The sequence below is a fragment of the Rhodococcus sp. MS16 genome, assembly GCF_013277795.1.
Lineage (GTDB): Bacteria > Actinomycetota > Actinomycetes > Mycobacteriales > Mycobacteriaceae > Rhodococcus_F > Rhodococcus_F globerula.
Window position 1 is genome coordinate 33,309 of the sequence record NZ_VBTM01000003.1, and the last position, 23,586, is coordinate 56,894.

At 63.1% G+C, this 23,586-nt stretch carries 19 protein-coding genes; 8 read left to right on the forward strand and 11 right to left on the reverse strand.

Annotated features, from left to right (window positions below):
• Positions 1–72 precede the first annotated feature (72 nt).
• The 4 genes from purH to FEZ60_RS05140 all read right to left on the reverse strand — a co-directional run bounded on the left by purH (position 73) and on the right by FEZ60_RS05140 (position 4,893).
• Positions 73–1,632: a bifunctional phosphoribosylaminoimidazolecarboxamide formyltransferase/IMP cyclohydrolase gene (gene purH, locus FEZ60_RS05125; RefSeq protein ID WP_033234212.1), complete on the reverse strand. Its 1,560-nt coding sequence runs from the start codon at positions 1,630–1,632 to the stop codon at positions 73–75.
• Positions 1,625–2,266, reverse strand: coding sequence for a phosphoribosylglycinamide formyltransferase (purN, locus tag FEZ60_RS05130; protein ID WP_051730473.1), 642 nt, complete (start codon positions 2,264–2,266; stop codon positions 1,625–1,627). The genes purH and purN overlap by 8 nt, the downstream gene beginning before the upstream one ends.
• A 57-nt stretch (positions 2,267–2,323) precedes the next feature.
• Complete coding sequence (locus FEZ60_RS05135; protein WP_242484453.1) at positions 2,324–3,847, reverse strand: DUF6350 family protein; 1,524 nt, start codon at positions 3,845–3,847, stop codon at positions 2,324–2,326.
• A 71-nt stretch (positions 3,848–3,918) separates the two neighbouring features.
• Complete coding sequence (locus tag FEZ60_RS05140) at positions 3,919–4,893, reverse strand: DUF5336 domain-containing protein (RefSeq protein WP_116102144.1); 975 nt, start codon at positions 4,891–4,893, stop codon at positions 3,919–3,921.
• 86 nt (positions 4,894–4,979) lie between these two features.
• Here FEZ60_RS05140 and FEZ60_RS05145 point away from each other — a divergent pair, with 86 nt between their 5' ends.
• Complete coding sequence (locus tag FEZ60_RS05145; protein WP_045069201.1) at positions 4,980–5,603, forward strand: YigZ family protein; 624 nt, start codon at positions 4,980–4,982, stop codon at positions 5,601–5,603.
• 139 nt (positions 5,604–5,742) lie between these two features.
• Here FEZ60_RS05145 and sucD read toward each other — a convergent pair whose 3' ends face one another.
• The 3 genes from sucD to FEZ60_RS05160 form a co-directional block, all read right to left on the reverse strand.
• Complete coding sequence (sucD, locus tag FEZ60_RS05150) at positions 5,743–6,645, reverse strand: succinate--CoA ligase subunit alpha (RefSeq protein WP_033234208.1); 903 nt, start codon at positions 6,643–6,645, stop codon at positions 5,743–5,745.
• A gap of 15 nt (positions 6,646–6,660) precedes the next feature.
• Entirely contained in the window at positions 6,661–7,830 is a 1,170-nt protein-coding gene (gene sucC, locus FEZ60_RS05155) for an ADP-forming succinate--CoA ligase subunit beta (protein ID WP_045069199.1), read from the reverse strand.
• A gap of 191 nt (positions 7,831–8,021) precedes the next feature.
• On the reverse strand, positions 8,022–9,908 hold the full coding sequence (locus tag FEZ60_RS05160; RefSeq protein ID WP_346343333.1) for a hypothetical protein: 1,887 nt from the start codon (positions 9,906–9,908) through the stop codon (positions 8,022–8,024).
• A gap of 233 nt (positions 9,909–10,141) precedes the next feature.
• On the opposite strand from FEZ60_RS05160, the gene FEZ60_RS05165 reads away from it, so the two are divergent.
• Entirely contained in the window at positions 10,142–11,179 is a 1,038-nt protein-coding gene (locus FEZ60_RS05165) for a M23 family metallopeptidase (RefSeq protein WP_172935699.1), read from the forward strand.
• A gap of 76 nt (positions 11,180–11,255) precedes the next feature.
• On the opposite strand, the gene pcrA is transcribed toward FEZ60_RS05165, so the two are convergent.
• On the reverse strand, positions 11,256–13,859 hold the full coding sequence (gene pcrA / locus FEZ60_RS05170) for a DNA helicase PcrA (RefSeq protein ID WP_242484454.1): 2,604 nt from the start codon (positions 13,857–13,859) through the stop codon (positions 11,256–11,258).
• Positions 13,860–14,174: 315 nt separating this feature from the next.
• On the opposite strand from pcrA, the gene FEZ60_RS05175 reads away from it, so the two are divergent.
• Positions 14,175–14,483 (forward strand): chorismate mutase, encoded by a 309-nt coding sequence (locus FEZ60_RS05175; RefSeq protein WP_033234204.1) that lies wholly within the window; start codon positions 14,175–14,177, stop codon positions 14,481–14,483.
• Between the two features lie 109 nt (positions 14,484–14,592).
• A complete protein-coding gene (pgi, locus tag FEZ60_RS05180; protein ID WP_172935700.1) occupies positions 14,593–16,248 on the forward strand; it encodes a glucose-6-phosphate isomerase in 1,656 nt (551 codons plus the stop codon).
• 17 nt (positions 16,249–16,265) lie between these two features.
• Here pgi and FEZ60_RS05185 read toward each other — a convergent pair whose 3' ends face one another.
• Positions 16,266–17,078 (reverse strand): FAD:protein FMN transferase, encoded by an 813-nt coding sequence (locus FEZ60_RS05185; RefSeq protein ID WP_045069192.1) that lies wholly within the window; start codon positions 17,076–17,078, stop codon positions 16,266–16,268.
• A gap of 107 nt (positions 17,079–17,185) precedes the next feature.
• Between FEZ60_RS05185 and FEZ60_RS05190 the strand changes: the two genes are divergently transcribed.
• From FEZ60_RS05190 to FEZ60_RS05200, 3 genes are all read left to right on the forward strand, one after another.
• Complete coding sequence (locus FEZ60_RS05190; RefSeq protein WP_346343334.1) at positions 17,186–18,454, forward strand: hypothetical protein; 1,269 nt, start codon at positions 17,186–17,188, stop codon at positions 18,452–18,454.
• A 381-nt stretch (positions 18,455–18,835) separates the two neighbouring features.
• A complete protein-coding gene (locus FEZ60_RS05195; RefSeq protein ID WP_033234389.1) occupies positions 18,836–19,279 on the forward strand; it encodes a helix-turn-helix transcriptional regulator in 444 nt (147 codons plus the stop codon).
• 190 nt (positions 19,280–19,469) lie between these two features.
• Positions 19,470–19,973 carry a hypothetical protein gene (locus FEZ60_RS05200; protein ID WP_095888430.1) on the forward strand — a complete coding sequence of 168 codons (504 nt, stop codon included), beginning with the start codon at positions 19,470–19,472 and terminating at the stop codon, positions 19,971–19,973.
• Between the two features lie 21 nt (positions 19,974–19,994).
• On the opposite strand, the gene FEZ60_RS05205 is transcribed toward FEZ60_RS05200, so the two are convergent.
• Both FEZ60_RS05205 and FEZ60_RS05210 read right to left on the reverse strand, forming a co-directional pair.
• Positions 19,995–21,317: an NAD(P)/FAD-dependent oxidoreductase gene (locus FEZ60_RS05205; RefSeq protein ID WP_172935701.1), complete on the reverse strand. Its 1,323-nt coding sequence runs from the start codon at positions 21,315–21,317 to the stop codon at positions 19,995–19,997.
• Positions 21,317–22,069, reverse strand: coding sequence for an SDR family oxidoreductase (locus FEZ60_RS05210; RefSeq protein ID WP_045069189.1), 753 nt, complete (start codon positions 22,067–22,069; stop codon positions 21,317–21,319). Before FEZ60_RS05210 ends, FEZ60_RS05205 begins: the two co-directional genes overlap by 1 nt.
• A 98-nt stretch (positions 22,070–22,167) precedes the next feature.
• Between FEZ60_RS05210 and FEZ60_RS05215 the strand changes: the two genes are divergently transcribed.
• Complete coding sequence (locus FEZ60_RS05215; RefSeq protein WP_033234199.1) at positions 22,168–23,577, forward strand: NAD(P)/FAD-dependent oxidoreductase; 1,410 nt, start codon at positions 22,168–22,170, stop codon at positions 23,575–23,577.
• Positions 23,578–23,586 lie beyond the last annotated feature (9 nt).

Genomic DNA, 23,586 nt, shown 5'->3' on the forward strand with positions numbered 1-23,586 from the left:
CCTTGAACGCACGAGAGACAAAAGAAAACGGGCCCCGACATTCACGTCGAGGCCCGCTTCACACGAAGTTGATCAGTGCGCGAAGTGGCGCGCACCTGTCAGGTAGAGAGTGACGCCGGCTTCCTTGGCAGCCTCGATCACCTCGTTGTCACGAACGGAACCGCCGGGCTGAACAACAGCCTTGACGCCTGCGGTCAAGAGAACCTGGAGTCCGTCGGGGAACGGGAAGAACGCGTCGGACGCGGCCACCGAACCGACAACACGATCGCCGGCGCGCTGGACCGCAAGATGCGCAGCATCCACACGGTTGACCTGGCCCATGCCGACGCCAACCGAGGCGCCGCCCTTAGCCAGCAGGATTGCGTTGGACTTCACGGAGCGGCTTGCACGCCAAGCGAATTCCAGATCCTTGAGCGTTTCCGCATCTGCCGCTTCGCCGTTGGCAAGAGTCCAGTTGGCCGGGTTGTCACCATCGGCGTCGAGGACGTCACGCTGCTGCAGCAAGGTGCCACCGGAGATGGGGCGAAGCTCGATGCCGGTAGCGGTCGGTGCGGCAGCTTTGAGAACACGAATGTTCTTCTTACGCTGCAGAACCTCGACTGCTCCGTCTGCATAGGACGGCGCGATGACAACCTCGGTGAAGATGTCGGCGATCTGCTCGGCCAGTTCGACGGTGACCTCACGGTTGGCTGCGATGACGCCACCAAAAGCACTGACCGGGTCGCACGCATGCGCCTTGCGGTGGGCCTCGGCGATATCGGCGCCGACCGCAATGCCACAAGGGTTGGCGTGCTTGATGATTGCGACTGCCGGATCGGCGAAGTCGTAGGCTGCACGCCAGGCTGCGTCGGAGTCCGTGTAGTTGTTGTACGACATTTCCTTGCCGTGCACCTGCTCGGCCTGAGCCAAACCTGCCGGAGCGGCTGGGTTTTCGTACAGAGCGGCATCCTGATGCGGGTTCTCGCCATAACGCAGAACGGCGCTGCGGTTCCAGGTGGCACCGACCCAGGCCGGGAACTGCGAGCCGTCTTCGTCTGCAGCAATGGTGCTGGTCATCCAGCTCGCGACTGCCACGTCGTACGACGCGGTGTGCTGAAACGCCTGCGCGGCAAGGACAGTGCGCTCACGCAGCGTGAATCCGCCGCCGGCAACGGCCGTCAGAACGTCGGCGTAACGGGCCGGATCGACCACAACAGCAACCGACGGGTGGTTCTTCGCAGCCGCGCGCACCATCGACGGACCGCCGATGTCGATCTGCTCGACGCACTCGTCCGGCGTCGCGCCGGAAGCAACTGTCGCCGTGAACGGGTACAGGTTGACCACAACGAGTTCGAAAGTCGCGATGCCGAGTTCCTCGAGCTGAGCGAGGTGATCCGGCTTGCGGGTGTCGGCCAGAACGCCGGCGTGGACGCGCGGATGCAGCGTCTTCACTCGACCTTCGAGGCATTCGGGGAATCCGGTCAGAGCCTCCACCGGGGTCACGGGGATGCCGGCGTCGGCGATCTTCGACGCGGTCGAGCCGGTCGACACCAACTCGACACCGGCCTCGTGCAGACCCGTTGCCAGCTCGATCAGACCGCTCTTGTCGTAAACACTGACAAGAGCGCGGCGCACAGCCTTGCGTTCACTCACTGGGGATCACGGCCTTTCGTCCATCGGAAACTACTCCGTGTGTAGCGACAGCGGCGATAACGTCCGCCAACAACCGCCGCTCTACAACTTTGATGCGCTCGTGCAAAGACGACTCGGTGTCGCCCGGAAGCACTGCCACAGGTTCTTGGGCCAGAATCGGCCCGGTGTCAACGCCGTCGTCGACCAGATGCACCGTCGATCCGGTGACCTTGACGCCGTACGCCATCGCGTCGGGAACCGCGTGCGCGCCGGGGAAGGCGGGCAGCAACGCGGGGTGGGTGTTGATGATCCGTCCACCGAATTTCGCCAGGAAACTGGGTCCGAGGATCTTCATGAAGCCGGCGCTCACCACCAGATCCGGCTGGTGCTGCGCAACAGCGGAGGTCAGTGCCATGTCCCAGGCGGCGCGGTCGGCAAAATCCTTGATCGATACCTTGAACGCGGGAATCTCCGCGGCTCCGGCATGTTCGGTGGCAGCGCAGTCACGATCGACACCGACGGCAACGATCTGCGCGGGGTAGTTTTCGGTGTACGACGCTTCGATGAGCGACTTCAGGAGGGTTCCCGCTCCGGACGCGAGAACCACGACGCGAGTAGGCGTCGTCTGCTGCAGGTCGTGGGCCGAGGCAGTCAGCGCTCTACTCCTGAGATCTAGAAGATGGTGTGGCCGGATAATCGGCCAGACGACAGCTTAGTCGCTGGGGTCTTTCACCGGTGAGGGCAGGTCGGTCGCAGACTCTTCGGCAGAATCCTCGACGACGGTTACAGCGTCGACCTCGACCTCTGCAGCCTTGCTTTCTTCAGCCGTGAGTTCCGGCGCCTCGGTCTCCGCAGACTCCGCAGGCTCATCGGTCTCGTCGGTGTCCTCGGTCTCCTCGGTCTCCGACTCTTGCGCCGAACCAGTTTCGTCCACCGACTCATCCGTCGAGTCCGAGTCCGTGTCCGAGTCCGTGTCGTCGCCTTCGGACTCAGCTGTTTCAGCCTGCTGGGCCGGCGGTGCCGTCACCGTGGGCTGCGGTGCAGGAACCGCCCGATGCTGCAACCACGTCGTGATCAGTGCACTGATCGAGCCGAACAGCGCCAACCAGCCGAAGGTCAGGAACCCGACGGCCCACCAGGTCACCTCGACGGCACCGAAATACCCCAGCTCCCCTCCGCTGGCGAGGGCGAGGAGCGCGATCACTGTTCCGCTCATGAACGCGGCGGCAACGGCGGTGAGGATTCCGTCCTGCCCGCCGACGCGGCGTGCGCAGTCTCGTCCCAGATAAATCCCGATCACGACCGGAACAACGAGGAGTACGGGCCAGAACCCTCCGCCCGTGCCGGCCGGGACGGCTCCGAGAACCGGAAGCGGTGGAAGGTCGCCGCCTATGTTGCCGAACACACTGGTGGACACCTCACCGATATCGGCGCTTGCGCCCGTCATGACGGCGACCGCACCGACAACAAGGTTGGGCAGGTACAGCAGCGACAGCACGGTCAGACCCAGCACGCCGACAAAACCGCCGCCGCGGGCAAGAAGATCCCCGACGGTGGACCAGGAGATGAGCAGCGCACACAGAACGGCAATAGATCCCGCTGCCAGCAGCGCTGTAGTCGTCCAGGCACCGGGGCGAACGGCGGCGGATGCCCACCGCGGAAGCTCAGGTTCGATGATCTGCCAGTGCGCGACAACAACGCCGACCGTCGCGGCTACCAGGTGAATTCCGGCGACCCAACCGAACGCGCTCAACGCATTGGGACTCGACAGCGGGATTGCAGCGGACGCGTCGGCAACAACGACCAGGCAGATCGCGGTCACGGTGAGAGGCCCCGCCACGGCTGCGCCCACCAGTCGCGCTACTGCTATCCGCGTCTCGGCGAGTGTTGCCGCCGACGCACATCGCCGCGCCACCACCCACATCATGAGTGCGGTCGGGAGCAACGGCAGCACACCGAGTTGAACGTCGTCGATGACAACGGGAACTTGATGAATAGCCAGCCACGTCGTTGCGATGGCGCCGAATGTTCCGGTCAGATCACTACTCGCCGATACCAGCGTCACGACTACGACGGCCGAGATCAGCAGGATCGCCATTCCCGATGACCGGAAGGCCACGGTGAGCAGTGTTCTGGTCTGGTCTGCTTCCGGCGTGGGTGTGCGCAGCGACGTGCGGCCTCGTGTTTGCTGACCGGAGGAAGGGCGTGGTCGTGTTCGATCAGTCAAAGAATTCATCCCCTCGAGGATTTCACCCGACATCGCGGCGCGCACTCAGGCGCGCCGCCCGGGACGAATCCGAAAACCCCTTACTGCTGACGCTCGTCGGGGTTCCGAGAATCGAAAGCTCGAGTCTCGGCCGCGGGGTCTGTGTTCTCGCCGGTTTCGGGGGCTGCGGGAGCTTCGAAGCCGGTGGGCTGGGCTGGGGTGGGCTGGTACGGCCCCGCTTGGTGCTGGGCAGGGGCGGGCTGGGTAGACGGGTACCCGGCCGGAGGCTGCTGCCCGGAGGGGTACTGGGGCGTCGGCTGCGCGTACCCGCCGTACTGCTGGGATTGTTGGCCCGACGTGTCGGTAGTTTCTGCGGGTGTCGCGCCGTAGCCGCTCGCGTATCCCTGCTGCTGCGAACCGGGCTGCGGCGTTTGACCGTACTGCTGTCCGTAGGGCTGGTTCTGGGCCCCGTACTGCTGCGCCTGGCCCTGCTGCGGCTGCCCCGGCTGGCCTTGCTGGTACATCTGCTGCGGCTGGCCGTACTGCTGGTAGCCCTGACCGAAGGCCTGGGGAGCTACCGGCCTGGGCGCGGGGGCCTTGAGGATTCCGATGTCGAAGAGGAACGCGGCCACTGCGACGACGGTCTGCACAAAACCGAGGACGAGGACGACGATCAATCCCCACCCGAAGCCGATGTCGAGGTAATCCGTCGAACCGAGGCTGAACGCGGTGAACACCAACGAGACATATCCGACCAGGGACAACGCGGCAAATATCCCTGCGTAGCGTTGCTGCGGCAGCAGTGACACCGCAGCCAGAACACCGCCGGCAAAAAGGAATCCGAGTCCGTAGACACTGGTTTCGAAGAAGCTGGACGTGGTGCTCACGTCGGAACCGACACCGGAACTCGTGATCGAGGTGAAGGGAGCGAACCCGAGCAGAAAGTTGACGATTCCCAACGCGGCTACCGCGATGGTCAAGAAGAAACCGATCTTGGCCCCACCGCCTGCGTTCGGGGGCGTCGGCGATCCGTACGAGGATCCTCCGAAATTTGACCCTTGCGGTGTGAACGTCATGGCTTCCCCTCGTGGACGGACGGTTGTCGATTCCAGCCTATGTGCCTTGTCTTCTCACGCCAACACCGACAGGAGACAATGGGCAGATGCCCTTCACTCTTGCTCCCGGCGCGGATCACACTGTCGAGACGGAAGTGAAGCACTCGCGGTTCATCGCCTCCCTCCGCAGAATCGACGACACCGAGGGCGCAAAACAGTTCCTGGCCGAACAGAAATCACTGTATCCGGATGCGCGCCATCATTGTTCGGCATTCGTGGTGGGCTACGACGCATCGTCGCGGTCCGAACGCGCCGACGACGACGGTGAGCCCGGCGGCACAGCCGGGATTCCGATGTTGCAGGTACTCAAGGCGCGTGACCTCGTGGACGTAATCGTGGTCGTGACACGATATTTCGGAGGCATCAAACTGGGCGCAGGCGGTTTGGTACGCGCATATTCCGGCGCAGTGTCGGTTGCGGTGGATTCTGCCACGCTGGTCGGCCGCGAGCGACGAACGTTGCACACCTTGGCAATTCGGCATGGGGAGGCCGGACGCGTCGAGGCCGAACTGCGCGCCCGCGGAGTTGTGGTCCTTGGGACCGACTACGGATCGAAAGCTGTTCTGACACTTGCCACTCACGACCCCGAACACCTTGCGTCGACGGTGGCATCGATCACCTCAGGCGCCGGCCAACTCGAAACCGCAGGCGATACGTGGGTCGACGTCTGAGCCGCCCGGCGACAGACATGTCACAGTGACGAACAACGCCCGCAACCAGGAAAACCTGATTGCGGGCGCTGTAGTTCAGACAAGCTGTGTTCAGACAAGCTGCAGTTCAACACGAAGCACTACGCTCCGCGAAACGAACTTAGAGGCTCTGAAGGATCTCGCGTGCGAGAGCAGCGGTGGCGGACGGCGTCTTGCCGACCTTCACGCCTGCAGCTTCGAGAGCTTCCTGCTTGGCCTGAGCCGTTCCCGAGGAACCGGAGACGATGGCGCCTGCGTGGCCCATTGTCTTGCCTTCGGGAGCGGTGAAGCCTGCCACGTAGCCGACAACCGGCTTGGTGACGTGAGCCTTGATGTAATCGGCTGCGCGCTCTTCTGCATCGCCACCGATTTCACCGATCATCACGATGACCTTGGTGTCGGGATCGTTCTCGAATGCCTCGATGGCATCGATGTGCGTCGTACCGATGACCGGGTCGCCGCCGATGCCGATGGCGGTGGAGAAGCCGAAGTCACGGAGTTCGTACATCATCTGGTAGGTCAGGGTGCCCGACTTAGAGACCAGGCCGATGGGGCCGGTGCCCGCAATGTTGGCGGGCGTGATGCCGACGAGAGCCTCACCCGGGGTGATGATGCCGGGGCAGTTCGGTCCGATGATGCGCGTCTTCTTGCCCTTGGACTCGTTGTACGCCCAAGCGTAAGCGGAGTCCTGGACCGGGATGCCCTCGGTGATGACCACGAGGAGCGGGATCTCCGCGTCGATGGCCTCGACGATGGCGTCCTTCGAGAAGGCCGGGGGAACAAACGCGATGGAAACGTCTGCGCCGGTCTCCTTGATTGCTTCTTCGACCGTCGCGAAGACGGGGAGCTCGACAGCGGAACCGTCAGCAGCAACGTGCGAGACCGTGGTGCCGGCCTTGCGAGCGTTGACGCCGCCGACGACCTGGGTGCCGGCCTTGAGCATCAGAGCGGTGTGCTTGGTGCCCTCGCCGCCGGTGATGCCCTGGACGATGACCTTTGAATCCTTGGTGAGGAAGATTGCCATTGTTCTGTGAGTCCCTTACTTCGCTGCGTGAGCGAGTTCGGCGGCCTTGTCGGCGGCCTCGTCCATGGTTGCGACGACCGTGACCAGCGGGTGGTTGGCCTCGGCGAGGATACGACGACCCTCTTCGACGTTGTTTCCGTCCAGGCGAACGACGAGCGGCTTGTTGGCCTCGTCGCCCAGGGTCTTCAGTGCGCCGACGATGCCGTTGGCAACTGCGTCACAAGCGGTGATGCCGCCGAAGACGTTGACGAACACGCTCTTGACCTGTGCGTCGTTCAGGATGACATCCAGGCCGGCAGCCATGACTGCAGCGGAAGCTCCGCCGCCGATGTCGAGGAAGTTGGCGGGCTTGACGCCACCGTGGTTCTCGCCTGCGTATGCGACGACGTCCAGGGTGGACATGACAAGGCCTGCGCCGTTGCCGATGATTCCGACCTCCCCGTCGAGCTTGACGTAGTTGAGGTCGTTTTCCTTGGCCTTGAGCTCGAGGGGATCGGTTGCGTCGCGATCCTCGAATGCCTCGTGGCCGGGCTGACGGAACGCTGCGTTCTCGTCGAGGGTGACCTTGCCGTCGAGGGCGAGGATCTGATCGTCAGGCGTGCGAACGAGGGGGTTGACCTCGACGAGGAGTGCGTCCTCGTTGATGAAGACCTCCCACAGCTTCTGGATCGTGACGGCCGCTGCGTCGAGCACCTCAGCGGGCAGCTTTCCTGCCTCGGCGATGCTGCGCGCGAACGCGAGGTCGACGCCCTTGACTGCGTCGACGGGGATCTTCGCGAGAGCGTCGGGGTTCTCCTCGGCGGTGACCTCGATCTCGACGCCACCCTCTACCGAGCACATGGCCAGGTAGGTGCGGTTGGTGCGGTCGAGCAGGAAGGAGATGTAGTACTCCTCGGCAATGTCACTTGCCTCTGCGACCAGCAGCTTCTTGACAACATGGCCCTTGATGTCCAGGCCGAGGATTGCTTCTGCGTTTGCCACTGCGGCATCCACGTCGGGCGAGTACTTCACGCCACCGGCCTTGCCGCGGCCACCGACCTTGACCTGCGCCTTGATCATTACGGGCTTGCCGATTTCTTCGGCAATCTCGCGTGCTCCTGCGACCGTGTCCGTAACACGCCCAGCCGAAGTCGGCACTCCGTGCTTGGCGAAGAGTTCCTTCGCCTGGTATTCGAAGAGATCCATCTGCTCACCGTCTCGTCTGCGTTGACACCCGCTCGAGGGGTAGGAGCGGGTCTGTTCTGGACTTTAACCAGTTGCTGCGTTCGGTTTGCGCCCGCATACATGCTATGTGGCCCATGTCACGCGACATCGCCAGGTGCGGCAGGCGTCACCGATCGGCAACGCAGCTTCGCACCATTTGTCAAGCGCGGGTCTCACCGCCGCTCGGCATGCATCGACAGCGTTGTTCGCGCACTGAAGAAAGCAGCAACGACTAGCAAGAGTAGGCCCGTCGCCGCTGCGATCGCACCCGCCCCCACTGTTGCGTCCGGTATGCGTGAAGACGTCAGTGGTCCCGCGGCGAGATATATCGACACCGAGACCGCCGATCCGACGAGGAGCGCAACAGCACGCGGTGGCCGGGAACGGGTGGCGACGACGGACGCGAGCAGGACCGACACTCCGACGAGGAGTTGACCCCAGGTGTCGATCCCCCACGCGTCACTGCCCCATGGCCATTGCGTGATCGACGCCGCGGTGTGATTTGCGCCGCGATAGAGCGGCAGAGCGGTGCCGACGAGTGCAAGTACGCCGCCGAGTCCGGCGAGGATACGGACCACGGAGTTCGCCTCGATCTCCACGGATGTGTCGATTTCCTCGCGTTCCGCTGTTCCGGCGAACCACAACGCCAGGCCGGCAGCGGCCGCGAGCGCGGAGGCGACGCCCATCACGTACACCCCGGCCCCAAGGTCGACACCCGAAACATCTGTTGCGATGACAGCTGGTTGCACGACAGCCGCAATGCCCATGACGACGGTGGTCCACAGCGTTCCCACGGCCGGCCGAATGGCAACGGCGCGGCCAGGAATCCACAGCCCGAGCGACGCAATGAAGAGAACGATCGCCGCGACGAAGACGATGCGGGTCGCGAGTATCGACGGTTCGGCGAGTCCACCGGGCAAGGACAGAATGGGCAACGACGCGCCAAGTGCGGCCGACACAGCGGCGCCAATTCCGAGCGCCCCGGCGATGCGGTGCATCTTCGTGACGTGAGCCTGCGCTTCGCGGGCCTGCTCGATCATCGCGGCTCGGCGCGCTTTCTTGGAGCCGCCGGACGGCGCCTGATTTTCGGATTTCACCGGCCGCGCTTCTTCTGCCGCCGCAGCCTCGCGCCGCGCCGACAGAATCGGTATCACCGCGCCCACTCCCACGATGACGACCGCCGCGATGGCACCCACGATCGATCCAGCGCCGACACCGATCCGGTCACCGGACGCCAGACCGGCAACAACCCGAGTGCCACTGACACCCAGCGCGCCGACGCCGGCGCCGACAACGCCGCCCGCGCCCACCAACGGCGAAATCGACGTCAGAGCCGATGCCGTGACAATCAACACGGCCACGGCAACCAACGCGGTTCCGACAGCACTGGCAGCGGGACTGTCCACGAGGGAGCGGGCGAGAAAGATCGGATCCTGCGAATCGAAGGCGGGCGCGAACAGCGACAGCACATAAGCGCCTGCAGCAAGAATCAATACGGACGTCGGCCAGGCACCGATGCGTCCACCTACGGATCTGCCGTCGTACTCGGCAGCACGTGCGCTGCCGTATCCGTCACGCTCGGACTCACGATGAATCACCACGAGCCCCAGAATTCCGGCAACAACCAACAGTGCGTGCCCGAGGAGTGCAACGTACGACCCGACACCGGCGGTGATCACTCCGGCGGAAATCGGACGGAAAAGTTCCAAGCGGTTTGCGTCGATCGCGTCGACGAACAACTGCAGATCGAGGATCGCGACCCCGAAGGACAGCGCGCCTGCACCGGCCAAGAGCGCGCCCGAGAGGGCGGGGTGACGACGCGCCACCACAATCGCAGCGGCCGGGATCACGAGCGCGCACAGCGCGGCAAATATCGAGGCGGTCACGATCGAACCGGACGCGCCGGGTCCACTCCCCACGTCGACAATCGGCGCAGCCAACACCGCGACCGCGCCGAGCAGCCCCAGAACTAGGGCCAGGGCGAGCGGCGGCGGGAATGGACGAGCGGTGCGAACATCGCCGGGCGCGTGGACCGACGAGCTTCGAAGTGTTGACGACACCTGCTCGACGGTAGCGCCTGCGCAGGTCGGTGATCTGGTTGTGACACACCCCGATATCAATCGAGATACTTGGTCCGATTTGTCCGAAGCGACATATTGCCTGGTCAGGATGTGAGCCACGTCACAAACTGCGACTCGTTTGCTGTATAGGTTGCACGTGTCGCAACCATTTCGTTACCGTTACTCCAGCTAAGTCACAGGCTGATCACGAACCTCAAGGAGCGAACAGGCATATGCGACACAGCCAGTTCACGCCCAGCAGGTTCACAGAATCAGAACCGGACGAGGTCACGCCCTCTTATCCAACGCACTCGGCCCGGCGTTACACCGAGACCAAAAGTTCTGAGATTTCTTCCCTTATGTTCACTCGCTCCGCATCCTCCACGTCGTCAGATTCCGACTCGGTAGACGCCTACCCGGCAGACTTCGAGACCGTCGAGTCCGACGTGAACAGCATCTCGACCTTCACGCCACCGGCATCTGCAGATGTCTCCTCCCCGGCTCGTCGCACCGGCGCTCACCGCATCCCCACCCCGCCCTCCGCACTCAAAGGCCGCGCCGCAGTTCTTGCAGTCGCAGCCGGCGCGGTAGTCGCAGCGGGACAGGCAGTAGTCGACAACGGCTCGGGCAATGCAGTCGGGCACTCGGATGTCGCACTTGCCGACCAGTCCTCCACCATCGGAACCACCGCACAGCCGCAGGCAGCCCAGTTCGCGCCCACCGCCGCAGCGTCCTCCACCACCGCAACCGACGCACCCCAGGTGCTCAACGTCGCCGCCCCGACCGACCTGTCGCAGTTCAGTAACCTCCTCGCCAAGGGCCAGCGTTTCAGCGAAGAGCGCGCAGCCCGCGAAGCCGCTGCCCGACGCCCCCTGTTCGTCCTCCCCGCTGTCGGAACTTTCACCTCGAACTTCGGTAGCCGCTGGGGCACCCTGCATGCCGGTGTCGATATCGCAGCACCCATCGGAACGCCCATCGTCGCAGTCGCCGACGGCACCGTCATCGACTCCGGCCCGGCTTCCGGGTTCGGTATGTGGGTTCGCCTGCAGCACGCCGACGGCACCATCACCGTGTACGGACACATCGACACCTCGGTAGTCACCGTCGGCCAGCAGGTCATGGCCGGCGATCAGATCGCCACCGTCGGCAACCGCGGCTTCTCCACCGGCCCGCACCTGCACTTCGAGGTTCATCTCGCCGGCGAGAACAAGATCGACCCCCTCCCCTGGCTCGCCTCGCGCGGTATCAGCCTGGGTATCGAGCAGGACTGAGCTCACCACAACCGAAACTTTCGGCCCGCACCTTTTCTGTGGTGCGGGCCGAAAGTCTTTCCAGAGCTTCTTGCCCCTACAGCTTCACCATCGGAACACCGCCGATGAGCATCAGACGCACCTTGCCTGCGCTGCCGAAGTCGATGGTGACTGTTGCGGTCGGGCCAGTGCCCTTGGTCTCGAGGACTGTGCCCAGTCCGTACTTGTCGTGACTGACCCGATCGCCGACGGCAAGAACCAGGTTGTTGTTCCGTCCTCGCGCAGCACCGAAACTTGGTGCGGGAGAGTCGTTTCGAGAGGTGTTGCCGTACCCGCGGCCACCTTGGCCACCCTGATTGCCGTAGCCGCCGCCATAACCCTGACCGCCGGCATAGCCCTGACCGCCCCCGTAACCGGGTCGACCACTTCCGAACCCGCCGCCGGTGCCCGGGTCTTCGCGGCGCCAGTTGATCAAATCCTCGGGAATTTCGCTGATGAACCGTGATGCGGGGTTCTGAATCGGCTGACCCCACGCGGAGCGCATGATCGCACGTGTCAAATACAACCGTTGCCGCGCGCGGGTGATCCCGACGTAGGCGAGGCGTCGTTCCTCGGAGAGCTCTGCCGGATCGCCGAGGGCCCGCATGTGCGGGAATTGACCGTCTTCCCAACCGGTTACGAAGACGACGGGGAATTCGAGGCCCTTGGCGGTGTGCAGTGTCATCATGGTGACAACACCTTCGTCGGAGTCGGGCAGCTGATCTGCGTCGGCCACCAACGACACTCGTTCGAGGAACGCTGCCAGCGAACCTGGATCGGGTTCACCTTCGCGCATCGCTGCGGTTTCTTCGTCGTCCGGGTCGATCAGTCCGGCAGCATTTCGCGCATCAGAACTGAATTCTCTTGCCACACTGACAAGTTCGTTGAGGTTGTCAAGCCTGGCGCCGTCCTGAGGATCACTGCTGGCAGCAAGTTCGCCGCGGTAGCCGCTACGTTCGAGCACGGCCTCGGCCACTTCACCGATGTCGCCGAGCTCGGAAGACTCACTGCCGTCGGCGGATTCGGCCGGCAATAAGGTGCGCAGCCCGTCCATCATGTCGAGGAAGGCAATGATCGCCTTCTGCGAACGCGTATTGAGCAGTGCAACCTTGCCTTCCGCCGCATCGCGCAACGCGGCAGCAAAGCTGATGTTGCGATGCTCCGAATGCACTGCGACACAGGCCTCTGCGCGGTCGCCGATTCCGCGGCGCGGCGTGTTGAGGATTCGACGCAAGCTCACCGTGTCGTCCTCGTTGGCGAGTACCCGCAGGTAAGCGACGATGTCGCGAACTTCTTTGCGCTCGTAGAACCTGACGCCGCCCACGATCTTGTACGGCACACCGAGGCGGATGAAGATTTCCTCGAGCGCACGCGACGAGTTGTTGGTGCGGTAGAACACTGCGACGTCCGAGAATTTTGCGTCACCGTTCTCGACCAGCCGGTCGATCTCGGAGGCGACAAAGGATGCTTCGTCGTGCTCGTTGTCCGCAACGTATCCGACGATCAATTCGCCTTCACCGGAATCGGTCCACAACCGCTTCTCGCGTCGCCCCGTGTTCTTGGAGATGACGGCGTTGGCAGCCGAGAGGATGTTCTGCGTCGAACGGTAGTTCTGCTCGAGCAGAATCGTGCGAGCGTCCGGGTAATCGCGTTCGAACTCCACGATGTTGCGGATGGTGGCACCGCGGAACGCGTAGATGGACTGATCGGCGTCGCCCACAACACACAGTTCAGCCGGCGCCACCGCATGGTCGGATTCGCCTGCGCCGCCGACCAATTCACGCACCAGCATGTACTGCGCATGGTTGGTGTCCTGGTATTCGTCGACGAGGACGTGACGGAAGCGCCGACGGTAGTACTCCGTGATCTGCGGGAAGTTCTGAAGCAGAGCCACAGTCTCGCCGATGAGATCGTCGAAATCGAGCGCGTTGGCCGAGCGCAGGCGCTGCTGATAAATCCCGTACACCTTCGCAACCAGGCGGGGCAGTTCCGCGGGATCCTTGTCCGCGGCCGCGACTGCTTCCTCTGGGTCGATCAACTCGTTCTTGAGGTTCGAGATGTGCGTCGCAAGCAATCTGGCCGTGAAACGCTTGGTGTCGAGCTCGAGATCCTTGGAGATCATCGTCAGGAGCCGGCGCGAATCATCCGAGTCGTAGATGGAGAAGTTGGAGTTGAGCCCAGGAAGCAACGCCGCCTGAGCGCGCAGAATGCGAACACAACTCGAGTGGAACGTCGACACCCACATACTGTTGGCCCGCGGCCCGACCAATGCCGCGACGCGCTCACGCATCTCGGCTGCAGCCTTGTTAGTAAACGTGATGGCAAGGATCTGCCCCGGAGTGGCACCACGCTCGGCCAACAGATATGCGATGCGACGCGTCAGCACTGCGGTTTTGCCCGAGCCTGCGCCGGCAACGATCAGCAGCGGTGAACCGGCATGGACCACGGCTTCGCGCTGCTGCGGGTTGAGACCCTCGAGAAGCTCGTCGGAACCTCGGCCACCCGGCTGGGCAGAATGACCGTGCTGGGCAGAATGACCGTGCTGGGGCCCATCGTGATCGTGCTCGAAGAGACCGCCCTGCGCGTAAAGACTGCCCTGCCCGTCAAGACCGTCTCGCCCGTCAAGACTGCCCTGCTCACCGACTGCTGGATACATGTTCATCGTCTGTCCACGCTACCGGCGTCCACCGACAAGAGTGTGAGTGCGGTGGCGGCACTTGGAACTGGGATGCCGAACATGGCAAACTGGACGCTATGTTGAGCCTGTGCAACACCGCAACCACCTGCGATTGCCGCAGTGTCGGTGCGCGGTGGCACTACTTTACGAGCGCCGGACCGCGGTGCTCGTGAAGTCTTCGAACAGCTCACCTGCCTCTGGTCCGACTCGGATCCGGGGCATTTTTCGTCAGGGCGCTGGATCGGTAACGACCCGAGCTGAGAACACGATCCACGCAGTAGAAAGAGGAGACGAATACATATGAGCACGCAGGCAACGGCACCCGAGGGAAACTCCACTCCGACCGACGTCGACGTTCCGCGCAGCGAAGCTGAGATCAACGAACTCCGTAAGGAGATCGATCGTCTCGACGCCGAGATCCTGGCAGCAATCAAGCGCCGCTCCGAGGTCTCACAGATCATCGGTCGTACCCGGATGGCATCAGGGGGGCCGCGCCTGGTTCACAGTCGTGAGATGAAGGTGCTCGAGCGTTTCAACGAGCTGGGCCAGGAAGGTCACACCCTCGCGATGCTGCTCCTGCGTCTCGGCCGCGGACGCCTGGGACACTAAGCCCCGCAGCTCGCACCGCCCTGCTCGCAGACCGGCTGATCGAAGCAGGCCAGGGTGCCGCCGAGACTCACCCAGAAGTTTCCAGACCGGGCCGTTAAAGTCGATGACTGTGAGCATTGACATCACCGGAACATCAGCCTGGCAGAAACTGCGCGCTCATCACGCCGATTTCCACGCCGTTCACCTTCGGGAACTCTTCGACGAGGATCCGGCGCGCGGAACCGAGTTGACGGTGGATGCCGGTGATCTCCACATCGACTACAGCAAGCACCGTGTCAGTCGTGAGACTCTCGACCTACTGATCGCGCTGGCCCGAGAGGCCGGCGTCGAGGAGCGTCGCGACGCAATGTTCGCGGGTGATCACATCAACACCTCCGAGGATCGGGCGGTGCTACACACCGCACTGCGCCTCCCTGCTGATGCATCCCTCACTGTCGACGGCCAGGACGTCGTCGCCGATGTTCACGAGGTTCTGACGTCGATGGGCGCCTTTGCCGATCGTGTTCGCAGCGGCGAGTGGACCGGATTCACGGGAAAGCGCATCCGCACCATCGTCAACATCGGTATCGGCGGATCGGATCTCGGGCCGGTCATGGTGTACCGAGCACTGCGGCATTACGCCGACGCCGGCATCAGCCTTCGATTTGTCTCCAACATCGATCCCGTGGATCTGGTGGGGCAGCTGGCCGATCTGGATGCCGAGACCACCTTGTTCATCGTGGCATCAAAGACGTTCTCCACACTCGAGACCCTGACCAACGCAACGGCGGCAAAGCGCTGGCTGTTCGCCGGTCTGGGCAGCGAAGACGTCGCCGCCGTCGCCAAGCATTTTGTCGCGGTGTCCACCGACGCCGAGCGAGTCTCCGCGTTCGGGATCGACACCGTAAACATGTTCGGATTCTGGGATTGGGTGGGTGGCCGCTACTCGGTCGACTCCGCCATCGGTCTCTCCGTCATGTGTGCGGTCGGCCCCGTTCGCTTTGCCGAGTTCCTCGACGGCTTCCACCAGATCGACACGCATTTCCGCACCCGACCGCTGGAGGAGAATGCGCCGGCGATTCTCGGCTTGATCGGCCTCTGGTACTCCAACTTCTTCGGTGCCCAGTCCCGCGCCGTGTTGCCGTATTCCAATGACCTGTTGCGCTTTCCGGCCTACCTGCAGCAGCTGACTATGGAGTCGAACGGCAAATCCGTCCGCTCCGACGGCACCCCGGTGACAACCTCGACAGGCGAGATCTTCTGGGGCGAACCAGGAACCAACGGCCAGCACGCCTTCTACCAACTACTCCATCAGGGCACCTGGTTGGTGCCTGCCGATTTCATCGGTTTTGCCGAGTCCACCGACGATCTGCCCACGGCTGACGGCACAGGTTCGATGCACGACCTCCTGATGAGTAACTTCTTTGCGCAGACCAAGGTGTTGGCGTTCGGCAAGAGCGCTGAGGAGATTGCGGCAGAGGGAACACCCCCGGAGTTGGTGCCGCACAAGGTGATGCCGGGTAACCGACCCACCAGCACCATCCTGGCCAAGGAGCTCACACCGTCGGTCGTCGGGCAGTTGATCGCGCTCTACGAGCATCAGGTTTTTGTCGAAGGTGCTGTGTGGGGCCTCAATCCGTTCGATCAGTGGGGGGTCGAACTCGGCAAGACCCAAGCTTTGGAACTGGGGCCTGCACTCTCGTCGGCCGAGGCTCCGAGCGATCTCGGCGATTCCTCGACCGACGCCCTGGTGAATTGGTACCGCAAGCAGCGCGGCCGGGCCTGAGCAACTGGCTCGAACGCTCAGGCGGCGTCCGGACCGAACCAATTCTCGGTGGTGTACACACGCCCGGACTGATCCACCAATCGAGCTCGAAGTTCTTGCTGCTCAACCCATTTGATGGCGCTTATCCCCCGCACAAGCGCCGCACGGCTGGCGGCGTACGCCCACACTGCGTCGTCGGCAATCACCGACACCTGCGCCCATTCTGTTGACGGACGATCCTGGTGCGGTTGCCATGAAGGTGGTTCGGCGGCGTGCGCAGTGGCAATCGCCGTCCCGTTGGCCAGTTCGACGTCCTCGCCGCCCGGAACGGGAATCTGCCAACCACCGGCCGGAGCGTGCCCCGCAGTGGCAAGTACGTCGCCGATCCGCACCGCAACACCACATTGCAGCTCTGCCGCAACAGTTTGCGCGGCTCGATCGACGGTGTCCGCCTTTGCCACTCCCGTGATGTCGAACGAAGCTCCCCACGGCGCGTACACGACGTCGCCGTCGAGTTGCACGTCCTCGAATGTAGGGGTCGGGTGGACCGGCGGAATCGAGTCGTCCTCCGAGAAGTTGTCGGCAAGCGGGTTCACCTCACCGGCCGTCATACGGGCCGCCCACAGCGCCGAACGCAACAGTGACGACATTCGCCGGGTCACTTTCACCGGCGTCCCCTGAGCCAGATTGACGGCATGAATTTCGGCGTCGCCGCGCCCGAGATCGCACAGCGCTTCGGTGTCCTCGATGGCGGCAGCGATCAGCGCGTGTGCTGTGGGCAGTGCAGCACCCTCCGTGACATCCACTTCGATAGCGGAATCCCACATAGCCCACTTCTCGACACTGACCATGTCAGCCTGCCCTTCGTACCACGCGGCGTAACAACCAGTATGCGCCGAATCGCGGGTACGCCGCCAGAAACCGCAGGTCCTCTACGTGCCACGCCTACACTGCTGGGGTGGGAGTTCGCTTGAGTGTCGTCGACGAGATGTTTCTGTGGACCCACCGAGGTCTCGGCTTGCCGATCCTGATGCAGGGCGTATGGCGCACCGACAGCATCGTCGATCCGAGTGAGCTCGAGCAGTTGTGTGTACGGGTGGCGTCCGGGCCGCTCGGCCGACGCGTGCGCAGGCCGCGAATTCCGGGCGCCCGGCCCGAATTCATCGCCGACCCGCGTCATTACCCTCTCAGTTTTCGTTCGGAGCCCATCGCCGCCGACTCGGTGATCGAGTGGGCCGACGCTGCGGCCCTCCTCTCGGTTGACCCGGAACGAGGTCCGGGGTGGCGCATCGCCGCGACCTACGATTCAGACGGCGGAACCGTCGTCTCCGTGACGTGTTCCCATGTCCTTGCCGACGCCCGCGGATTGATCGGCGCCCTCAGCGACGCGATGCAGCGGAAACCGTCACCGCCGATCGATCACACCGGCCACTCGGATATCACCGACGCGCGCTCGACCGTTGGCCGCGTTCTGCGCGGAACCACCCGTGCGGTGGGCGGATTGATCGTCAGTCCGGCGCGCAGAGCCGAACTCCGCGGCTTCACCGCACCGGCCGCCGCCACTCGGCGCTTCCAGCGACACTCGGTAACGTCCGCGGTTCTGGAAATCGACCGGGACCAATGGGATGACGTCGCAACGTCTTCCGGAGGTACCGCCAACAGCTTGTTCCTGGCCTGTGTCGGCGAGCTAGCGCGAGCCGAGAACAAAACCGCCGCAGTCACGCTCAGCGTTCCGATGAACGTGCGTACCACTGACCAGGGAGACAATTCCGTCGACAATTCGGTCGCGATGGTCGCGATCCCGTTGACCCCCTCCACCACTCTCGCGCAGATTCGCACATTGTGCCGTGACGCGTTCGAGGCTCCTCCGATGTCGAGTCCGGCAGGCTTCCCGGCCGAACTCCTGCAGGTCGTCCCCGACCGAGTCGCTCATCGACTTGCCGACGGACCTGGTCAGCGAGATGCCTTGTGCTCCAATATCGGTACGGTCGACATCGACCAGTTCGAGGGGCACCGGACTACGGGGCTTGCCCTCCGCGCGGTGCATCCTGGAGCGAGCGCCGCTCAACTGGACAACACATCAACTCGAGTCTCCGGATACCTCAGTCGCAACCACGCCACGTACACCTTGTCGCTGGTGAGCTTCGTATCGGCCGATAATCAGGCGCTGCGCACGCTGGCCTGCAACACGCTCGAAAAATTCGGCATCTTCGCTCACCCCTGGTAGCGCTCATTTCCCTCCAAGCGAACTCGCCAGTCGAGGCCTTGGCAGAGCCGAAAGGTATGCTCGCACAAGAGACTGGCCGGTAACTTAGCCAAATCAGCTGCATAAGAGCGTAAATCAGTACAAACCGCCCGGAAGGTACTGATTTAATATTCTGATAACGAACGGTCAGTTCGCGTCGCAAATCACACTGTCCGCAAACGCTTTCAGAGCCGGAAAACCCAAATATCCCCAGGTAAAAGCACTCTCATTTCTAAACATCCAATTTTGAGTCGTCTACTATGTGACATCTGCTTCGCATAACTATGCAATCGCAGAAATATGCAGCACATTGTGGCGCACACGTCACAAGCGAAGGGAGGAACCGTGGAAATGGGAGGAACCGTGGCAGATTCGTTCCGAGAACGATTGAACGCCCTGTACCCCGTAACACCTCCCCGATTGACCAATGCGCAAGTTGTAGACGCACTTTCCCAACGTGGCTGCCGAATTTCCACACCGTATCTCTCGCAGCTGCGCAGTGGCGTTCGAACCAACCCGTCTGAGCAGGTAGTGCTGGCACTCGCCGACTTCTTCGGAGTCGACGCCGAGTACTTCTTTGCACCTACCCCTCGCCATGATCCGGAACTGATCCCCGATGAGGACCGTTCAGTTGCGGAAGAATTCTATGACAACGAATTACGTTCCCTCACACGTAAAGCCGTAGATCTGTCCCCCGAGTCACAGAGCCTGCTTTCCTCGATTGCCGAGAAGCTCAGGTCCTCCGAAGGCCTGCCATCCGTCCCGCCGGACTGCATTACCTACACTGCGCCACAGCCACGCGCCTGATCACCATTCGACGCGGCAGCGCTGCATCTATACCGAAAGTTGTTGCAGTACAACTGCAACTGGCATCCCCGTGAATGCCGCGACCAACGTCGAACATCCGGTGACAGTATGCGGGAAGATTTACGTTTCCCGTGGCCCCTTCGCGGGTATCCCCCACTGCCAGTAGCGCCCACCTTCGAATGGAGCGATCATGCGCAGACAGTGGTTGTTCGCGATTGTGGCCAGTGCCGCACTTGCCGCGTCCGGCTGTTCGTACGACGCCACCGACTCCGGCACCGATGCGGACAACGTCACCGTGATGCCGACATCGTTGTCGCCGCCGGCCGCAGCCGACGCGGTGCTACTGAAGACTGCCGAGTCTCCACTGGGAACAATTGCCGTCGACGGCGAAGGTATGACCGTCTACATCTACGACCCGGACGAGGAGCACCCGACCGGGGATTCGTGCGACGAGAGCTGCCTCCGGCATTGGCCTGCCGTCACGTCTGTCACCGATTCTCCGGTGACCGAGGGGATCAACGCGGCGCTCGGTACCGTACCGGGACCTGACGGTTCGTTCCAGGTGACGGTCAACGGCAAGCCGGTCTACCGATACTTGGACGATGAAGTGCCCGGCGACATGTTGGGGCAGGCCGTCGGTAGTCTGTGGTTCATGATCGACGAATTCGGGAATCCCGTCTTCACCACGGAGTAGTCGGATCCCGCGACAGATCGCTCAGTTGTACGGTTGCCGTGCGGTTTCCGGGTCGCCGAATGTGATTGCGCGTTCCCGGCGAGTTTTCGACGCAAGGGTGACACCCCAGTTCAGTGCCGTGCTGACGCGGTTGCGGAAACCCGCGAGGAACGCGATGTGAATGACTCCCCACGACACCCAGCCGATGAAGCCCGACATCCGGATCGGTCCGGCCTGCAGGAGTGCGTGGCGACGCGAAATGTAGGCGGCAGTACCGAGATCGCGGTACTTGAAGGGCTTTCCGTTCGGTCGGCCGTTTTCGACGCGGGCAGCGATCTGCGCCCCCGCGTAGCGTCCACCCTGCATAGCCACTTCGGCGACACCGGGCAACTTGTCCCGGGACATGATGTCGCCGACGACCCAGATGTTCGGGTGGCCTGGCACGGTCAGGTCGGCCTCGACCTCGATGCGGCCGCCGCCGACCTGCTTGACGCCGAGCGCCGTGGCGAGCGCTTCGACAAACGGCACGGCTTCGACACCGGCGGTCCACAGAATGGTGCGGGTCTCGTAGCGCTGCTTCGCTTTTGTCTTCTTGTCGGTGGTCTCGATCTCGGTTTCACCGACGTCGGTGACATGCACGCCGAGATGCGTTTCGACGCCGATCTTCGCGAGAGTGCGTGCGGCAGCTGCGGACAGCGATCTGTTGAACGACGGCAACACTCGATCGTCACCGTGGAAGAGGAGCACTCGCGCCTCGTCCGGGTCGATGGACCTGAATTCGTTGGTGAGCGCGTGCATCGCCAATTCGCGTATCTGCCCCGCGATCTCGACCCCGGTCGGTCCGCCGCCGGCAACGGCGAACGTCAACCACGGACGCCGTTCCTCGGCAGTGGGGAGAGATTCGGCCATTTCGAACGCGGCAATGAGACTGCGGCGGATGGCCAGCGCGTCGTCCAGCGTTTTCATTCCGGGCGCCCATTTGATGAAGTCGTCCTGGCCGTGGTACGACTGCCGCATGCCGGCCGCCACGATCAGATAGTCGTACGGTAGGTCGAATGTCGAACCGTCGAATCTGCTTGCGGTCAGCAGCCGAGCTTCGGCATCGAGGGATTTTGCTTCGCCCAGCACTACATTCGTATTCTTCTGGTCTTCCAGAAGGTGCCGAAGTGGGCTGGCGATCTGGCCTTCGGAGAGGAGCCCGGTTGCACACTGGTAGAGCAACGGCTGAAACACGTGACTGGTTCCGCGATCGATCAGAACTACTTCGACGTCGGCTTTCTTCAACTTCTTGGCTGCGTAGAGGCCGCCGAATCCGCCGCCGACAATGACAACGCGCGGCTTGCCGTTCGACTTGTGGATACTCATCAGACGAACCTCGCCGTCACCGAGTTGGGCAGAAACCGCAGTGCAGCATCGATTCCCTGCCATTTCAGTCCGGGAAGCGCCGCTCGTGTCACTTCCTTTTCGATGGCCGCAACCATCGCATCGACGCCCTCGTCGAGCTCAGCCATCAAGGAAGAATCGTCGCCGGCACTCGCCGACATGTCCGTCTTGATGAAACCTGGCAGCAGGGTGGTTACTCGAATTGGCGTGCGCGCCAATTCGATACTGAGAGCCTCACCGAGCGCGGCCACCCCGGCTTTGCTCGCTGAATATGCGGCTTTGGTGCCGGGAAGTCCACGATCTGCACTGATCGAGGACACCAGTACAAGGTGTCCGGCGTTCTGCGTGCGGAAGATCTCGAGCGCGGCCTCGCACTGTGACAGTGCGCCTACGAAGTTCGTCTGCGCTGTCGCAAGATTCGCGTATGCCTTGCCGGTACCGATCTTGGCGCCCTTACCCAGACCGGCATTGACGATCACCCGATCGAGCCCACCGAGTTGGTCGCGAAGTTCGCCGAACACTCGGACAACGGAATCATGTTCTGTGACATCGAGCCCTGCCACCGCAACTGTGATCCTTGGATGCTCGGCGAGCAATTGCTTCCGGAGAGCGTCGAGCCGCTCGGTTCTCCTGGCGCATAGAGCCAGATCGCGTCCCTGCGCTGCGAACCTTCGTGCCATTTCTTCGCCGAGACCCGAACTTGCGCCGGTGATCAGAATCTTCTGCCGCGTCATGGCTGTCACTGTAACCACCACTGCGTCGATACACCGGACTGTCAGTCGACAAACCGGTTACCCTGCACATCACCACCCGATCGGCATACCGTAGAGCGATGACCGAAGAATTCGATGTCATAGTCATCGGCGGCGGACCGGCGGGCGAAAACGCCGCGGCCTACGCAATAGCCGGAAGCACCCGCACCGCTGCCATCGTGGAGCACCAACTTGTCGGTGGTGAATGCTCGTACTGGGCGTGTATGCCGAGTAAGGCGCTGCTGAGGCCAGGGCAGGTGCTCGACGACGCGGGCGCGTTGCCAGGTGTATCCGCCGCGCCGCCGGACATCGACGCGATCTTGGCCAGACGTGACTCCTTCACCCACAACCACGACGATTCCTCGCAGGTCGAGTGGGCCGAGTCCGCCGGTATCGACGTGATCAAAGGCCACGGCGTTCTGGACGGCGAGCGGACCGTTGTTGTCGACGGCACCCGCACGCTCTTCGCCCGCCAGGCCGTCGTACTTGCCACCGGAACCACCGCGTCGGTCCCGGACACACCCGGACTGCGGGCTGCGCTCCCTTGGACGTCACGCGACGCCACCAATCTCCACGAAGTTCCGCGGCGTGTTGCCGTCATCGGCGGCGGCGTCGTCGCATCGGAGTGCGCAACGTGGTTGTTGTCATTCGGCGCCGAGGTGACGTTGCTGGTACGCGGCAACGCAGTGCTGAAATCTGCCGAACCGTTTGCCGGAGACATGGTTGCGCGTCATCTCACCGCACGGGGAGCCGACGTGCGTTTCGGGACTACCGTCCATTCCGTATCGCGCCCCGATGCCCGGGATACGGGCGAGGGGAACATTCACGGTGGGCCAGTCACGATCGACACCTCTTCCGGCGTGATCGAGGTAGACGAACTGATTGTTGCCGCGGGCCGTGCGCCGACGTCGGCGCAGTTGGGGTTGTCGTCCGTCGGTTTGACCGATGGTGCGTACGTTCCGACGGACGATCACCTGTGTGCACAGGGCGAATGGCTCTATGCCGTCGGCGATATCAACGGCCGGTCACCGCTGACCCATATGGGTAAGTACCAGGCCCGAGTGTGCGGCGATGTGATCGCCGCACGAGCAGCGGGACGCGCGCTGGTCGACCCACGGTTCATCGCCTCCGCTGACAGCGGCCGTGTTCCACAGGTGGTATTCACCTCGCCCGAAGCAGCATGGGTGGGGCGCACCGAAAAGCAGGCCAGGGCAGACGGTATCGACGTCGAGGTCGTGGAGATCGACATTGCCGTCGCGGGATCCTCGCTGCTCCGTGACAATTACGAAGGCCGCGCGAAACTGGTGATCGACCGTGGTGCCGACGTAATCGTCGGGGCAACCTTCGTCGGTCCGGATGTCTCGGAATTGCTCCACGCAGCAACAATTGCCGTCGTCGGTGCGGTCCCGCTCGACACGTTATGGCATGCGGTGCCGTCGTATCCGACGGTCAGCGAAGTATGGCTCAGGTTGTTGGAGGCACGGCGGTAATCGGGGGCA

Bases quoted from the DNA above. Each gene is read 5' to 3' on its own strand.
- FEZ60_RS05210 (WP_045069189.1), bottom strand. From the start codon at position 22,069: ATGACGCGGCAGAAGATTCTGATCACCGGCGCAAGTTCGGGTCTCGGC.
- FEZ60_RS05165 (WP_172935699.1), top strand. From the start codon at position 10,142: ATGCGACACAGCCAGTTCACGCCCAGCAGGTTCACAGAATCAGAACCG.
- FEZ60_RS05215 (WP_033234199.1), top strand. From the start codon at position 22,168: ATGACCGAAGAATTCGATGTCATAGTCATCGGCGGCGGACCGGCGGGC.
- FEZ60_RS05135 (WP_242484453.1), bottom strand. From the start codon at position 3,847: ATGAATTCTTTGACTGATCGAACACGACCACGCCCTTCCTCCGGTCAG.
- FEZ60_RS05205 (WP_172935701.1), bottom strand. From the start codon at position 21,317: ATGAGTATCCACAAGTCGAACGGCAAGCCGCGCGTTGTCATTGTCGGC.
- pcrA (WP_242484454.1), bottom strand. From the start codon at position 13,859: ATGAACATGTATCCAGCAGTCGGTGAGCAGGGCAGTCTTGACGGGCGA.
- FEZ60_RS05185 (WP_045069192.1), bottom strand. From the start codon at position 17,078: ATGGTCAGTGTCGAGAAGTGGGCTATGTGGGATTCCGCTATCGAAGTG.
- sucD (WP_033234208.1), bottom strand. From the start codon at position 6,645: ATGGCAATCTTCCTCACCAAGGATTCAAAGGTCATCGTCCAGGGCATC.
- sucC (WP_045069199.1), bottom strand. From the start codon at position 7,830: ATGGATCTCTTCGAATACCAGGCGAAGGAACTCTTCGCCAAGCACGGA.
- FEZ60_RS05145 (WP_045069201.1), top strand. From the start codon at position 4,980: ATGCCCTTCACTCTTGCTCCCGGCGCGGATCACACTGTCGAGACGGAA.
- FEZ60_RS05175 (WP_033234204.1), top strand. From the start codon at position 14,175: ATGAGCACGCAGGCAACGGCACCCGAGGGAAACTCCACTCCGACCGAC.
- FEZ60_RS05200 (WP_095888430.1), top strand. From the start codon at position 19,470: ATGCGCAGACAGTGGTTGTTCGCGATTGTGGCCAGTGCCGCACTTGCC.
- FEZ60_RS05140 (WP_116102144.1), bottom strand. From the start codon at position 4,893: ATGACGTTCACACCGCAAGGGTCAAATTTCGGAGGATCCTCGTACGGA.